This window comes from Streptomyces sp. NPDC001135 (assembly GCF_053598395.1).
On the sequence record NZ_JBSFKD010000015.1, the window covers coordinates 86849 to 100477 of the forward strand.

The 13629-nt window shown below is 70.7% G+C and carries 13 protein-coding genes; 1 reads left to right on the forward strand and 12 read right to left on the reverse strand.

Annotation, left to right across the window (positions count from 1 at the left end; genetic code table 11):
- The first annotated feature begins 285 nt into the window (after nt 1-285).
- Entirely contained in the window at nt 286-1725 is a 1440-nt protein-coding gene (gene gndA, locus ACWC94_RS19830; RefSeq protein WP_450798046.1) for an NADP-dependent phosphogluconate dehydrogenase, read from the forward strand.
- Between the two features lie 439 nt (nt 1726-2164).
- On the opposite strand, the gene ACWC94_RS19835 is transcribed toward gndA, so the two are convergent.
- The 12 genes from ACWC94_RS19835 to dnaK all read right to left on the reverse strand — a co-directional run bounded on the left by ACWC94_RS19835 (nt 2165) and on the right by dnaK (nt 13508).
- The gene (locus ACWC94_RS19835; protein WP_450798047.1) at nt 2165-2509 is read right to left on the reverse strand and encodes a GNAT family N-acetyltransferase; all 345 of its coding nucleotides are present in this window, start codon (nt 2507-2509) and stop codon (nt 2165-2167) included.
- Nucleotides 2510-2550: 41 nt separating this feature from the next.
- The gene (gene panD, locus ACWC94_RS19840; protein WP_450798048.1) at nt 2551-2970 is read right to left on the reverse strand and encodes an aspartate 1-decarboxylase; all 420 of its coding nucleotides are present in this window, start codon (nt 2968-2970) and stop codon (nt 2551-2553) included.
- Nucleotides 2971-3193: 223 nt separating this feature from the next.
- Nucleotides 3194-3757 (reverse strand): WS/DGAT domain-containing protein, encoded by a 564-nt coding sequence (locus ACWC94_RS19845; protein ID WP_450798049.1) that lies wholly within the window; start codon nt 3755-3757, stop codon nt 3194-3196.
- 163 nt (nt 3758-3920) lie between these two features.
- On the reverse strand, nt 3921-4421 hold the full coding sequence (locus tag ACWC94_RS19850) for an Hsp20/alpha crystallin family protein (protein ID WP_450798147.1): 501 nt from the start codon (nt 4419-4421) through the stop codon (nt 3921-3923).
- 48 nt (nt 4422-4469) lie between these two features.
- Nucleotides 4470-6284 (reverse strand): FAD-dependent oxidoreductase, encoded by a 1815-nt coding sequence (locus ACWC94_RS19855; protein WP_450798050.1) that lies wholly within the window; start codon nt 6282-6284, stop codon nt 4470-4472.
- Complete coding sequence (locus tag ACWC94_RS19860) at nt 6284-6547, reverse strand: UBP-type zinc finger domain-containing protein (RefSeq protein WP_450798052.1); 264 nt, start codon at nt 6545-6547, stop codon at nt 6284-6286. The genes ACWC94_RS19855 and ACWC94_RS19860 overlap by 1 nt, the downstream gene beginning before the upstream one ends.
- 5 nt (nt 6548-6552) lie before the next feature.
- Nucleotides 6553-6999: a thioredoxin gene (gene trxA / locus ACWC94_RS19865; protein WP_450798054.1), complete on the reverse strand. Its 447-nt coding sequence runs from the start codon at nt 6997-6999 to the stop codon at nt 6553-6555.
- Nucleotides 6996-9635 carry an ATP-dependent chaperone ClpB gene (gene clpB / locus ACWC94_RS19870; protein WP_450798055.1) on the reverse strand — a complete coding sequence of 880 codons (2640 nt, stop codon included), beginning with the start codon at nt 9633-9635 and terminating at the stop codon, nt 6996-6998. Before clpB ends, trxA begins: the two co-directional genes overlap by 4 nt.
- On the reverse strand, nt 9626-10033 hold the full coding sequence (locus ACWC94_RS19875) for a chaperone modulator CbpM (RefSeq protein WP_450798057.1): 408 nt from the start codon (nt 10031-10033) through the stop codon (nt 9626-9628). The genes clpB and ACWC94_RS19875 overlap by 10 nt, the downstream gene beginning before the upstream one ends.
- Complete coding sequence (locus ACWC94_RS19880) at nt 10030-10983, reverse strand: DnaJ C-terminal domain-containing protein (RefSeq protein ID WP_450798059.1); 954 nt, start codon at nt 10981-10983, stop codon at nt 10030-10032. The genes ACWC94_RS19875 and ACWC94_RS19880 overlap by 4 nt, the downstream gene beginning before the upstream one ends.
- A 6-nt stretch (nt 10984-10989) precedes the next feature.
- Nucleotides 10990-11598: a nucleotide exchange factor GrpE gene (gene grpE, locus ACWC94_RS19885; RefSeq protein WP_450798061.1), complete on the reverse strand. Its 609-nt coding sequence runs from the start codon at nt 11596-11598 to the stop codon at nt 10990-10992.
- An 8-nt stretch (nt 11599-11606) separates the two neighbouring features.
- Nucleotides 11607-13508, reverse strand: coding sequence for a molecular chaperone DnaK (gene dnaK / locus ACWC94_RS19890; protein ID WP_450798063.1), 1902 nt, complete (start codon nt 13506-13508; stop codon nt 11607-11609).
- Between the last annotated feature and the right edge of the window lie 121 nt (nt 13509-13629).

Below are 13629 nucleotides of genomic sequence, written 5' to 3' on the forward strand. Positions count from 1 at the left end.
TCCCCTCGGCATGCGTCAGGAGGGGCAAAAGTAAGCGCCACGAACAGGCCATGACAAGACGGAAAACCGGCCTCCCGCACCGCACAAGTGGCCGGGAACGGCCCTGTCTTGACCCGGATCGCCGCCGGCCTGTGGGCGGAACCGCCGGAGGGTGAGGCGAAGGCGCCGTCGCCCCGTACACAAGCGTGGCGGGCCGGATGTGCGTTCGCCGGAGCGGCACGTCAGGATGGGCGAGGACCCGTACTGACGGAGCCGTAGTCACGAGGCAACCAGGGAGCAGGCGGTATGAGCACTTCAGCGCAGATCGGTGTCACGGGCCTCGCGGTCATGGGCCGCAACCTCGCCCGGAACTTCGCCCGCAACGGCTACTCGGTCGCCGTGCACAACCGCACGGTCTCGCGGACCAAGGCGCTGGTGGAGGAGTTCGGGCACGAGGGCGACTTCGTCGCGGCCGAGACCGCCGAGGAGTTCGTGGCGGCCCTGGAACGCCCGCGCCGCCTGGTGATCATGGTGAAGGCGGGCGAGCCGACCGACGCGGTGATCCGGGAGTTCGCGCCGCTCCTCGAACCCGGAGACATGATCATCGACGGTGGCAACGCGCACTTCGCGGACACCCGGCGCCGGGAGCGGGAACTGCGCGAGCGGGGCATCCACTTCGTCGGCACGGGCATCTCCGGCGGCGAGGAGGGCGCCCTGCACGGGCCGAGCATCATGCCGGGCGGTTCGAAGGAGTCGTACGCCTCCCTCGGCCCGATGCTGGAGAAGATCTCCGCGAAGGCGGCGGACGGCGCCCCCTGCGTCACGCACTGCGGTCCCGACGGCGCCGGGCACTTCGTGAAGATGGTCCACAACGGCATCGAGTACGCCGACATGCAGCTGATCGGCGAGGCGTACCAGCTGCTGCGCGATGTCGCCGGGTACACGCCGGCGCAGATCGCGGACATCTTCCGCACCTGGAACACCGGCCGGCTGGACTCCTACCTGATCGAGATCACCGCCGAGGTGCTGTCCCATGTGGACGCGGCGACCGGCAGGCCGTTCGTGGACGTCGTCGTCGACCAGGCCGAGCAGAAGGGCACCGGCCGCTGGACGGTGCAGATCGCCCTGGACCTGGGCGTGCCGGTGTCCGGCATCGCCGAGGCGGTCTTCGCCCGGTCGCTGTCCGGGCACGCGGCGCTGCGGGCCGCTTCGCGGGATCTCGCGGGGCCGACGCCGGCCGCACTCGGCGAGTCGGAGGCGGCGGCGTTCGCCGACCGGGTCGAGCAGGCGCTGTACGCGTCGAAGATCGTGTCGTACACGCAGGGCTTCCACGAGATCGCCGCGGGCAGCGAGGAGTACGGCTGGGACATCGACCTCGGTGCGGTGTCCTCGATCTGGCGGGGCGGCTGCATCATCCGGGCCGCGTTCCTGGACCGCATCCGGGCCGCGTACGACGCCCGGGCCGACCTGCCGAGCCTGCTGTCGGACGAGACGTTCGCGCGTGAGATCGCGGACGCGCAGGACGACTGGCGGGAGGTGCTGATCGCCGCGACGCGGCAGGGGGTCCCGACGCCGGGGTTCGCGGCGGCGCTGGCGTACTACGACGCGCTGCGGGCGGAGCGGCTGCCTGCGGCCCTCACACAGGGGCAGCGGGACTTCTTCGGGGCGCACACGTACCGGCGGGTGGACCGGGAGGGCGCGTTCCACACGTTGTGGGGTGGGGACCGGTCCGAGGTTTCCGCATAGCTTTCCGTGCGCCCAAGAGGGTGGGGGAACTGTCCGTCGCGCGGCTGCGGGTGCATCGTGGCCGGGGCGCGCAGCTCCCCGCGCCCCTCGTACGGCGACCGGGTCCTCAGGTGAGCGGCGGGCCCGGCTCGGGGTTCGGGACCGGCTCCGGGCCCGGCGGGATCGGGGACGGTGAGGGATCCGGCGGGACCGGGGGCGGGGTCGGGCTGGGGCCCGGCGGGGGTGGTGTGGGCTGCGGGACCGGCTCGGGCGGTGGGACGGGGCTCGGGTAGGGGTCCGGCGGGGTGGGTCCTGGGCCCGGTGCCGGCCCCGGCGGGACCGGGTCGGGATGCGGGTTCGTCATGGTGTCCTCCGGGCAGTCGCTGGACGTCGCCTCTGGACTACTCCCCCGCCTACCCGAAGGACCCCTGGTCACTCACCCGGCAGGGCGAGCCGCCGCTCAGAACCGGCCGGGGTGGGCCCGGAGCCAGTCCTTGGCGGCTTCCGTCAGCCGCGGATCGGCCGGTGCGGCGACCTCGGGGTGCCGCTCGGCCCACCGGACGACGTACGGGCACAGCGGCGCCACCGGGACGCCCTCGCGCTCGGCGAGGGCGTACAGCTCGCGGGCGAGGGAGCCGGCGATGCCCCTGCCCTCATGGGCGGGCTCGACGATCGTGTGGACCGGGACCAGGGCGCGGCCGGGCGACTCCAGGACGAAGTACTCGATGCGGCCGACGACCTCACCCTCGTTTACGGCCTCGAGGCGGCCCGCCGCCCGGTCGTCGCGGATCCCGGTCTCGCTCATGGCTCGGCACGCTCCTGGTCCGGTCCGGCGCGGTCCCCCGGTCAGGCCCGGACGGCCTGCGGGCTGCGCCGCTGGTCCGAGCCGGGGACGGGCTCGGAGGGGTCGGCACCGAGGGACACGATCCGGTTGTCGCCGTCGACGTGCACGATCCGCGGCTCCAGTTCCCGCGCCTCGGCGTCGGTGACCTGAGCGTAGCTGATGATGATCACCAGGTCTCCGGGACGCACGAGGTGGGCCGCCGCCCCGTTGATCCCGATCACCCCGGACCCGCGCTCGCCCTCGATGACGTACGTCTCCAGCCGGGCGCCGTTGGTGATGTCGACGATGTGCACCAGCTCACCGGGCAGCAGGTCGGCGGCGTCGAGGAGGTCGGCGTCGATGGTCACCGATCCCACGTAGTGCAGGTCGGCCTGGGTGACGGTGGCGCGGTGGATCTTGGACTTGAACATGGTGCGCAGCATGGAGAAACTCCCGGTTTGTCTGCTCCCTGCCTGCTTTTTGCGGGTCAAGGGCGTCGTGGATTGTACATCGGCATGCCTCTCAAACGAAGGCTTACCAGAACATCGTGCGCCACGGCGAGCAGGCTTCTCACCTGCGCGATCTGGTCCAGAGCGACCTGCGAACCGGGGTCAGCAGCAGCGCATCACGCTGGCTGGGGATGGCCCGGCCGATGCTGGAGAGGCATCAGCAACCGGAAGCCATCGCGGCTGCCCATAAACCCGGGACGGAGTGACCTTGGGCGAGTGCGCTGTCGTAGATAACCCCGCACCTGACGACACCCGCGGCCCTGGTGAACGACGCGTAACAAACCTGGTCATTGGAGAGGTCGGTGAAGATCGACGCGGCACGCAGGCGTCCTCCCATACACGTGAAGGTCCTCGGGAAGACGACGGTGCTCGCGATGACGGGAGCCGCTTCCCCGGCAGTGAACCGATTGCACGCATGCGCCCCCAGGCGGGCGGGAATCAGCCGCATGGCCAGGCGCATAACGTCGCGCTGCCGGGTGGCTCGTGCGGTACTCATCTGATGGTGGACGTCTCGAACAGCCTGCTCGAACTGCGCCGCGGAGCACGGAAGCGTCAGATGCCCGGCGGCCAGCCGGTTGCCGGGGGCATGCGTCTCGTGTTCCTGGCGCAGCGTCATCGGTACGAGAGCCTGCACGTCGGGGCAGCCCTGGCCGGTCGTCGAGTGAAGGGCGTGCCAGCGTCGGAGTGCCTGCGCAAGCCCAGCCAAGCAGATGTCGTTCACCGTGGCCCCATAGGCGTCGGCTGCTGTGCGCACCCGGGCTTCAGGAACGTCCTGGTACGTCCACCGGGTGTGCCCGGTGGGTGGAGAAGTGAAGGCGTCCCCATCACGCTTGGACCACAGCGCACGCAGAGCGGCCCGCGCTGTCAACCGCGGTGCCCGCGTCTCAGCCGCTGCTCTCGGTGCTTCCGCTCGTCTCGGTGATCTCGACGTGCCGCGGCTTTGCGACGTCGGCCTTGGGGACGGTGATGCTGAGCACTCCGTCCTGCATCTCAGCCTTGATCTTGTGGGTGTCCAGTTCTCCGGGCAGCCGCAAGCGGTACTCGAAGGCTCCGACGCGGCGGGTGCTGCGGCGCAGGACACCCTTGCGCTCCCGCTCCTTGATCTCTCCGCTGACCACGAGTTCGGGACCGTTGGCCTCTACGTCAATGTCCTTGCTCTTCACTCCGGGGAGTTCGATCTCTATGTGGAACGCGTCCTCGGACTCCGACACGTCCGCGAGAGGCGTCCACGCAACCGCGGGTGCCGCGCCCACCGTCGACTCCAGCAGGCCGCTCATCTGGTTGAGCAGTTCGTCGAACTCGGCCAGGGGATTGACAGGGGTGGGTGCCCAGACGGGCCTTTCCTGCAGGCCGCCACCGCGGTGGCGCCGGACGGGCATGGCCATCGCCATCGCCTCCTTCTTCCTTCTCGTGATCTCGTCGTCCGCCATGCGTCATGCGAGCCATGCGGACTCCTTGTGACGTATGCGTGGGGAGACGTCCGAGTGGCCCGCGACAGCCGACGTGCCCGTGGTTCCTGGTACGGCCGAGTGCCCCAGGTGCCGGTGCACGAAGTGGATGGCCATCGCGCCCTCACCGGCGGCGGAGGCCACCCGCTTCACCGAGCCGCTGCGGACGTCCCCTACCGCGAAGACCCCGGGCAGGCTGGCCTCCAGGGTCATGCACGAGCGCCCGCGGCCGTGCCACACCTCGGGGGAAGCGCAGGCTTCCTGGGCCTCCGGCCCGGTGAGGACGAAGCCGCGGGAGTCGAGGGCGATGGTGCCGGCGAGCCACTCGGTGTGAGGTTCCGCGCCGGTGAAGACGAACAGGCTCCGTACCGCGAGCCGGCGGTGCCCGCCCGTGCGGTTGTCGACCACGTCGAGCTCCTCCAGCACTTCCTGGCCGATGACCTCGGTGACCTCGGTGTGCAGGCTGACCTCCACCCGCGGATGGCGCTCGACCTGGTCGACCAGGTAGCGGGACATGTTGGCCTCAAGGCCGGCTCCTCGGACCAGCAGGTGCACCTTCGGCGCGTACCCGGCGAGGAACAGCACCGCCTGGCCCGCCGAGTTGCCTCCGCCGACGACGGCCACCGGGTCGGTGCGGCACTGCTGGGCCTCGTAGACGGTCGCCGAGTAGTGCACGCTCGTTCCCTCCAGGCGTTCGATACCGGGCACCTGGAGCCGGCGGTAGCGGGCACCCATGGCCAGGACGACGGCGCGGGCGGCGATCTCGCTGCCGTCGGCGAACGCCACGACGTAGTGGTCGTCGTCCTTGGGATGGAGACCGGTCGCCTCCAGCGGAATGCTGATCCTGGCGCCGAACTTGTCGGCCTGGAGCACGGCGCGTTCGGTGAGTTCGGCGCCGGAGACGCCGGAGGGGAAGCCGAGCAGGTTCTCGATGCGGGACGACGTGCCGGCCTGGCCGCCGGTGGCCATCGCCTCCACCACCGTGGTGCTCAGGCCCTCGGAGGCGGCGTACACCGCGGCGGCGAGGCCGGCGGGTCCGGAGCCCACGATGAGGACGTCGCCGTGACGGTTTCCGGCGGGTAGTGACGGCAGGCCGATGAGCCGGGCCAGTTCGGCGTTGCTGGGGTTGCGCAACAGGGTGGTGTCCCGCCAGATGACGAGTGGTGTCTCCGCCGGGTCGACGCCGAAGCGGCGCAGCAGCTCCTCGGCCTCCTCGTCGGTCTCCAGGTCGATCCAGCGGTGCGGCAGCCGGTTGCGGACGGCGAACTCGCGCAGCCGTCTGGTGTCGGGCGAGTAGCGCGAGCCGATGATGCGGAAGCCGGCGCCCTGTCCGACGAGCAGCGCGCGACGGCACAGACAGGCACGCAGCACGGTGTCCCCGATGGTGGAGTCCTCGGACACCAGGTGGCGCAACTGGTCCAAGGAGACGACGAGGACCTCGCCCGGCTCCCTGGCGACAGCGGTGTAGAAGGCCACTTGTCCGTACAGCAGGCCGAGTTCGCCGATGAAGCGACCGGGGCCGTGCACGCGCAGGACGTGCTCCTCGGGAGTGCCGTGGTCCTCGACGACGGCGACCGTACCGCTGAGGACGACGAAGAACGTCTCGCAGCGCTCCCCCTCCCGGATCAGTACGTCGTTCGGAGCCATGGTCCGGCGTTGCCCGTGCTCCGCCAGCCGTGCTGTCTGGTCCTCCGTGAGGCGCGGATACGCGCCGTAGATGTCCGGGGTCTCCCAGAAGGCCGCCCCGTCCGCTTTCTCCGGCACCGGTTCTTCGCCCGGCAGCGACTGGTCGCCGGACATCAGACGAACGCCTCGTGAACGTAGCACCAGCGCCATTCCTCGCCGGGCTGGAACGACTGCACGATCGGGTGAGCGTCGGCAGCCGCGTGCCTGCGCGCGTGCTTGTTCGGCGAGGAGTCGCAGCAGCCGACGTGCCCGCAGGTCAGGCAGAGCCTCAGGTGGACCCACGGGGAGCCGAGCGTCAGACACTCCTGACACCCTTCTGGGGTCAGCGGCTGGACCGGCCGGACGAGCGCGAGGTGGGGGTCTGCGTGCAGGGTCATCCGGATCACCCTTTCCGGGCGGTGATCGACTGTTCCACCCACTGGCGCAGAACGGGGGCGGGCGCCGCCCCCGCCTGCCGGGCGACCGTCTCGCCCCGGTCGAGGATCAGCAGTGTCGGTACGGCCTGGACCTCGAAACGCTGCGACAGTCGCGGGTTCTTGTCGACGTCGACCTTGACGAGTTTGATTCGGCCGGCGAGATCGGTGGCGACCTTCTCCAGTGCGGGGCTGACCATGCGGCAGGGGCCGCACCAGGTGGCCCACAGGTCGACCACGACGGGGACGTCGGCCCGCTCGGCGACCTCGGTGAAGTCGGCGTCGCCCGCGTCCACCATCCACGGCAGGGGCTGCCTGCAGTGGCCGCACCTGGGGCGGCCCTCCGCGGCCACGGGCACCCGGTTGGTGCGCCCGCAGTGGGGGCAACTGACGGTCGTCGCCTGCATCGTGCTCATGCCGCCCGCGCTCCCTTCACGTCCTCGGGCTGGTCGTAGGTGACCACCAGCTCTCCGTGTTCGGCGTCGACGCGGACCGTCGCGCCGTCCTGGACGTCACCGCGCAGCAGGGCGCGCCCGACCATCGTCTCGACCTCGTGGGAGATGTAGCGGCGCAGCGGCCGGGCCCCGTACACCGGGTCGTAGCCCTGGTGGGCGATCAATTCCCGGGCCGCCGCGGTGAGTTCGACGGTGATGCGGCGTTCGGCGAGCCGGCGGCGCAGCTCGTCGAACTGCAGCTCCACGATCCGCTCGATCTGCCGTTCGCCGAGCGGTTTGAACAGCACGATGTCGTCCACGCGGTTGAGGAACTCCGGGCGGAAGTGCCCGCGCAGCTCGCCCATCACCAGGGCGCGGGCGTCCGGCTTGATCTCGCCCTCGGCGGTGGCGCCGTCGAGGAGATGCTCGGAGCCGATGTTCGACGTCATGATGATCACGGTGTTGCGGAAGTCGACGGTGCGGCCCTGGGAGTCGGTGATGCGGCCGTCGTCGAGGACCTGCAGCAGGGTGTTGAAGACATCGGTGTGCGCCTTCTCGATCTCGTCGAACAGCACGACCGAGTACGGCTTGCGGCGTACGGCCTCGGTGAGCTGGCCGCCTTCCTCGTAGCCGACGTATCCGGGTGGTGCGCCCATGAGCCGGCTGACGGTGTGCCGCTCCTGGTACTCACTCATGTCGAGGCGGACCATGTTCTCCTCGGAGTCGAACAGGGCCGCCGCGAGGGTCTTGGCCAGCTCGGTCTTCCCGACGCCGGTGGGGCCGAGGAAGATGAACGAGCCGATGGGGCGGCGGGGGTCGCGGATGCCGGAGCGGGCGCGGATGATGGCGTCGGCGACGAGCTTGACGGCCTCGTCCTGGCCGATGACGCGCTCGCGCAGGATCTCGTCGAGGCGCAGCAGTTTCTCGCGTTCGCCCTCCTGGAGACGGGCGACGGGGATGCCGGTCCAGGCCGCGACGATCTCGGCGATCTCCTCCTCGGTGACGACCTCGCGCAGCAGCCGGTTCTGCCCTTGCTTGGCGGCCAGTTGCTCCTCCTCGGCCTTCAGTCGGCGCTCCAGGTCCTGGAGGCGGCCGTAGCGGAGTTCGGCGGCGCGGTTGAGGTCGTAGGCGCGTTCGGCCTCCTCCGCCTCGTGGCGGACCTGCTCCAGTTCCTGGCGCAGTTCCTGCACGCGGCGGATGGCCTGCCGTTCGGCCTCCCACTGGGCGTGTTTGGCGTCGGCCTCACCGCGCAGGTCGGCCAGTTCCTTGCGCAGTTCCTCCAGACGAGATTTGCTGGCGGCGTCGGTCTCCTTGGACAGGGCCGCCTCCTCGATCTCCAGGCGGGTGACGCGGCGGGTGATCTCGTCGAGTTCGGCGGGCATCGAGTCGATCTCGGTGCGCAGCCGGGCGCACGCCTCGTCGACGAGGTCGATGGCCTTGTCGGGCAGGAACCGGTCGGTGATGTAGCGGTGGCTGAGGGTGGCCGCGGAGACCAGTGCGGTGTCCTGGATCTTCACGCCGTGGAAGACCTCGAGGCGTTCGCGCAGTCCGCGCAGGATGGAGATGGTGTCCTCCACGCTCGGCTCGTCGACCAGCACCTGCTGGAAGCGGCGTTCGAGGGCGGCGTCCTTCTCGATGTGCTTGCGGTACTCGTCGAGGGTGGTGGCGCCGATCATGTGGAGTTCGCCGCGGGCGAGCATCGGCTTGAGCATGTTGCCCGCGTCCATGGCCCCTTCGGCGGCGCCCGCGCCTACGACGGTGTGGAGTTCGTCGACGAAGAGCAGGATGCGTCCCTGGGCGGCCTTCACCTCGGACAGGACGGCCTTGAGGCGTTCCTCGAACTCGCCGCGGTACTTGGCGCCGGCGACCAGGGAGCCCATGTCGAGAGCGAACACCGTCTTGTCGCGCAGGCCCTCGGGGACGTCGCCGCGAACGATGCGCTGGGCCAGGCCCTCGACGATGGCGGTCTTGCCGACGCCGGGATCGCCGATGAGGACGGGGTTGTTCTTGGTCTTGCGGCTGAGGATCTGGGTGACGCGGCGGATCTCCGCATCACGGCCGATGACCGGGTCCAGCCGCCCGGACCGCGCCTCGAGGACGAGGTCGCGGCCGTACTTCTCCAGAGCCTCATAGGCCACTTCAGGGTTGGCGGAGGTGACGCGCTGGTTGCCGCGGACCTGGGTGAGCGCGCTCAGGAACGAATCCCGGGTCACGCCGTGCTCCTTGAGCAGCCGTCCGGCGGCGGTCGCCGAGCCCTCCTCGGCCAGGGCGAGCAGGAGGTGCTCCACGGACACGTACTCGTCCTTGAGGCGTTTGGCCTCCCGCTCGGCTGCATCGAGCAGGCGGGACAGGCGCTGAGTGACGAAGACCTGGCCGGGTGCCGCGCCGGGACCGGTGACCTTCGGGCGGCGGGAGAGTTCCTCGCGCACGGCCGCGCGCAGCTCCTTCGGCTCGGTGCCGGCCTGTTGCAGCAACCGTGGGATCAGACCTTCCTCCTGATCGAGAAGCGCGAGCAGCAGGTGTTCCCCGTCGACCTCGGTCTGCCCCATGCCGACGGCCGCGCTCTGGGCCTCCTGGAGGGCTTCCTGGGACTTCTGGGTGAGACGGTTCATGTCCATGGGGGTGTTTCACTCCTCGTGCCGCGGCCGCGCAGGGCGGCTTCGAGCAGGCTGATGCGGTCGAGCAGGTCGAGCACCAGGCCGATGGATGCGTAGTTGAGGCAGAGTCCGGTGCGCAGCCGCTGGATGCGGGCAAGGACCGCCGGGGCCGTGGGGTCGAACACCAGGTGCCCCGCGGCGTCGCGTTCGGCGTCGACCAGGCCGAGGGCGACGAACCGGCGGATCAGATCGGGGTGGAGGCCCGAGCGACGGGCCACGGCGGCCAGGGAGAGCCTGGGGACGGGCACGAGCGCGTACCGGACAGCCGTCGAGGCGGTGATGTCGGCGCCCGTTCGTACCGGACGGGCGCCCACGCCGGCCCGGCCGGTGCCTCCCGCTCCCGCGGGTCGGTCGTTCATCGCGTCCTCCTGGGGTCGAACGAGGAAGTGGCGGCGAGCTCCTCGAATAGTTCGCGCTCCCGGTCGCCGAGGGCGGGAGGCACCATGACGCGAAGTTCGGCGTACAGGTCGCCGTTCGCGCCCCGCGGGTTCGGCATGCCCTCGCCGCGCAGCCGCAGCCGCCGGCCGCTGGACGAACCCGCGGGCACCGTGACCTTGGCCGTGCCGCCGCCGGGCGTGGGCACCGGCACGGTCGCACCCAGGGCCGCCTCCCACGGGGCGACCGGGACCTGGACGTGCACGTCACGGCCGTCCAGCCGGAACCGGGGGTGGGGCTGGATACGCACCCGCAGGTACAGGTCGCCCGCGGCGGCGTCACCACTGCCCCGGCCACCCTCACCCGCCAGCCGGATGCGCTGCCCGTCGGTGATGCCCGGTGGCACGTCGACCTCGTAGCGCCGCGGCTGCCCGGTGGGGCCGGCGAGTGTGACGGTGCGACGGCCGCCTCGGTACGCCTCCTCGACGGTGAGCGGCAGTTCGGCCTCCTGGTCCGCTCCGGGGACGCCGCCTCGGGCGGTGCCGGCTCCGAACATGGAGCCGAGCAGGTCCTCGATGTCGATGCCTTCCGCGCCGAAGTCGTCGCCGAAGCCGGTGGCGTACCGGACGCGAGGACCGCCACCGCCTGCGGTCCTCCGACCGCGGAAGCCGCCGCCCGCTCCCGCCGCGACCCGTTCGTCGAAGTCCTCCGGGATCTTACGGAAATCCTCGCCGAAGCGGTCGTAGCGGGCTCGGGTCTTGGGATCGGACAGGACGCTGTACGCCTCGTTGAGGTCCTTGAAGCGCTCCTCCGCCCCGGGGTCCTTGTTGACGTCCGGGTGGTACCTGCGGGCGAGTTTGCGATATGCCTGCTGGATCTCGTCCTGGCTCGCGGTCCGCGACACGCCCAGCACCTCGTAGAAGTCCCGTGCCATGACCGGTCACTCCCGCTTCGCGACCGTCACGGCGGCGGGCCTGAGCTGCCGTTCGCCGTCCCCGTAGCCGGGGCGCAGCACCTCGACGACGGTGCCCGGTGGGGCGTCGGGGTCCTGGACGACACCGACCACCTCGTGCCGGGCCGGGTCGAAGGCGACGCCGGTCTCCGCATGCCGCGGGTAGCCGAGCAGTTCGAGGACGTTCACCGCCTGGTCGCGTACGGCCCGGATGCCCTCCACGATCGCGCCCGGATCGGCGCCGGCGTGGGTCAGGGCGAGTTCGAGGTTGTCGAGGACGGGCAGGAAGGCGTCCGCCGTGCGGGACCGCTCGACCGCCCGTTCGCGCTCCAGTTCCCTGGCGTGACGCTTGCGAAGGTTGTCGAGGTCGGCGAGTGCGCGCCGCCAGCGGTCCTCCAGTTCCCGGATCGCGGTCGTGTACTCGTCCTCGGCAGGCGCGGGGCCGGCGGCATCGGGTCCCGGTTCGCCGTTCGCCGCTTCGGGCCGGGGCGGGCCCGGTTGGGGCAGATCCCCGCGAGGAGGAGATCCGGCGCCTTCCGGGACCCGTACGCCCGGATCCGATGCGGCCCGGTCGGGTTCCTGGGGGTGGGTGGGCATGGCGCGCCTCAGTCCTTGTCGAACTCGGCGTCGATGACATCATCGTCACCGCCACCGCCACCCGTGGGACCGCCGGTGGCGGCGTCCTGGCCGGGACCGCCGCCCGTGGCGGAGGCGCCCTCATGGGCCGCCAGCCCGGCGAGCACCTGCTGGAGTTCGGAGGTCAGAGGCCTCACGCGCTCCACACCAGCCTCTTCCTTGACCGCCGCCCGGGCGTCGGACACGAGCATGTCGGCGCGTGCCTTCTCGTGCGCCGGCGCCGCGTCGCCCAGTTCTGCGAGGCGCTTCTCGACCTGGTACGCGACGGCGTCGAGCTCGTTGCGGGCGTCGACGGCCTCGCGGAGTGCCTGGTCCTGGCCCCGGTTGCGCTCGGCCTCCTGGACCATGCGTTCGACCTCACTGCGGTCCAGGTTGGAGCTCTCGCTGATGGTGATGCCCTGTTCCTTGCCGGTGTCCCGGTCGCGGGCCTTGACGTTGAGGATGCCGTTGGCGTCGATGTCGAAAGTGACCTCGATCTGTGGTTCGCCCCGCGGCGCCGGCCGGATGTCGGTGAGCTGGAACCGGCCCAGCACCCGGTTGTCGGCGGCCCGCTCGCGCTCACCCTGGAGGACCACCACATCAACGGCCGGCTGGTTGTCCTCGGCGGTGGAGAACGTCTCGCTGCGGCGCACCGGGATGGTGGTGTTCCGCTCGATGATCTTCGTCATCACTCCGCCGCGCGTCTCCACGCCCAGCGACAAGGGTGTGACGTCGAGCAGCAGGACGTCCTTGACCTCGCCCTTGAGCACCCCGGCCTGGATCGCGGCGCCCAGGGCCACGACCTCGTCGGGGTTGACGCTCATGTTGGGTTCCTTGCCGCCGGTCAGCCGGCGGACCAGGGTCTGGACAGCGGGGATGCGGGTGGAACCGCCGACGAGGATGACCTCGTCGATGTCGCTCTCGCCGACCTTCGCGTCGGCCATCGCCTGCTGCACCGGTCCCAGGCAACGCTCCACCAGGTCGCCGGTGATCTGCTCGAAAGTGGACCGCATGATCGAGTCGGTGAGGTGCTTGGGGCCCGAGGCGTCGGCGGTGATGAACGGCAGGCTGACCTGCGTCTGCGTCACCGAACTGAGCTCGGTCTTGGCCTTCTCCGCCGCCTCGAACAGTCGTTGCAGCGCCTGCGGGTCCTTGCGCAGGTCGATGCCGTTCTCCTTCTGGAAGTCGTCCGCGAGGTAGTCCACCAGACGCCGGTCGAAGTCGTCGCCGCCCAGGTGGCTGTCACCAGCGGTGGAGCGCACCTCCACCACGCCGTCGCCGACGTCGAGGATGCTCACGTCGAAGGTGCCGCCGCCCAGGTCGAAGACGAGGACCGTCTCGTGCTCCTTCTTGTCCATGCCGTACGCGAGGGCAGCCGCCGTCGGCTCGTTGATGATCCGCAGCACCTCCAGACCCGCGATCCGTCCGGCGTCCTTGGTGGCGGTGCGCTGAGCGTCGTTGAAGTAGGCGGGCACCGTGATGACCGCCTCCGTGACCCGCTCCCCCAGCTGCTTGGACGCGTCGTCGGCGAGTTTGCGCAGCACCTGTGCGCTGATCTCCTCAGGCGCGTACAGCTTGTCGCGCACCTTGAAGCGGGCCGCCCCGCCGTCGCCCTCGACGACGTCGTACGCCACCGCCCTGGCCTCGTCGGAGATCTCGTCGAAGTGCCGGCCGATGAACCGCTTGGCCGAGTAGATGGTGCCCTTGGGGTTGAGGATCGCCTGGCGCCGGGCCAGCTGGCCCACCAGACGTTCCCCGGTGTCGGTGAAGGCCACGACGGACGGTGTCGTGCGGTTGCCCTCGCTGTTGGGCACGACGGACGGCTCGCCGCCCTCCCACACGGCGATCACCGAGTTGGTGGTGCCCAGGTCGATGCCCACTGCCTTGGCCATGAGGAACTCCTCCCGGTGCGGCGCCTGCGTCGACTCTCCGGATCACGTTCGTTCAGGTAGAGGTGGGATCTCGGGCGTTCCCACGGGTGCGCACGGAGGGTCTCGAGCACTCCCCAGGGTG

What these genes read in the sequence shown, in the direction of transcription:
- panD (WP_450798048.1), bottom strand. Translation starts at nt 2,970, where the DNA reads ATGCTGCGCACCATGTTCAAGTCCAAGATCCACCGCGCCACCGTCACC.
- ACWC94_RS19875 (WP_450798057.1), bottom strand. Translation starts at nt 10,033, where the DNA reads ATGAACGACCGACCCGCGGGAGCGGGAGGCACCGGCCGGGCCGGCGTG.
- ACWC94_RS19860 (WP_450798052.1), bottom strand. Translation starts at nt 6,547, where the DNA reads ATGACCCTGCACGCAGACCCCCACCTCGCGCTCGTCCGGCCGGTCCAG.
- gndA (WP_450798046.1), top strand. Translation starts at nt 286, where the DNA reads ATGAGCACTTCAGCGCAGATCGGTGTCACGGGCCTCGCGGTCATGGGC.
- ACWC94_RS19850 (WP_450798147.1), bottom strand. Translation starts at nt 4,421, where the DNA reads ATGGCCATGCCCGTCCGGCGCCACCGCGGTGGCGGCCTGCAGGAAAGG.
- ACWC94_RS19880 (WP_450798059.1), bottom strand. Translation starts at nt 10,983, where the DNA reads ATGGCACGGGACTTCTACGAGGTGCTGGGCGTGTCGCGGACCGCGAGC.
- dnaK (WP_450798063.1), bottom strand. Translation starts at nt 13,508, where the DNA reads ATGGCCAAGGCAGTGGGCATCGACCTGGGCACCACCAACTCGGTGATC.
- trxA (WP_450798054.1), bottom strand. Translation starts at nt 6,999, where the DNA reads ATGAGCACGATGCAGGCGACGACCGTCAGTTGCCCCCACTGCGGGCGC.
- grpE (WP_450798061.1), bottom strand. Translation starts at nt 11,598, where the DNA reads ATGCCCACCCACCCCCAGGAACCCGACCGGGCCGCATCGGATCCGGGC.
- ACWC94_RS19855 (WP_450798050.1), bottom strand. Translation starts at nt 6,284, where the DNA reads ATGTCCGGCGACCAGTCGCTGCCGGGCGAAGAACCGGTGCCGGAGAAA.
- clpB (WP_450798055.1), bottom strand. Translation starts at nt 9,635, where the DNA reads ATGGACATGAACCGTCTCACCCAGAAGTCCCAGGAAGCCCTCCAGGAG.
- ACWC94_RS19835 (WP_450798047.1), bottom strand. Translation starts at nt 2,509, where the DNA reads ATGAGCGAGACCGGGATCCGCGACGACCGGGCGGCGGGCCGCCTCGAG.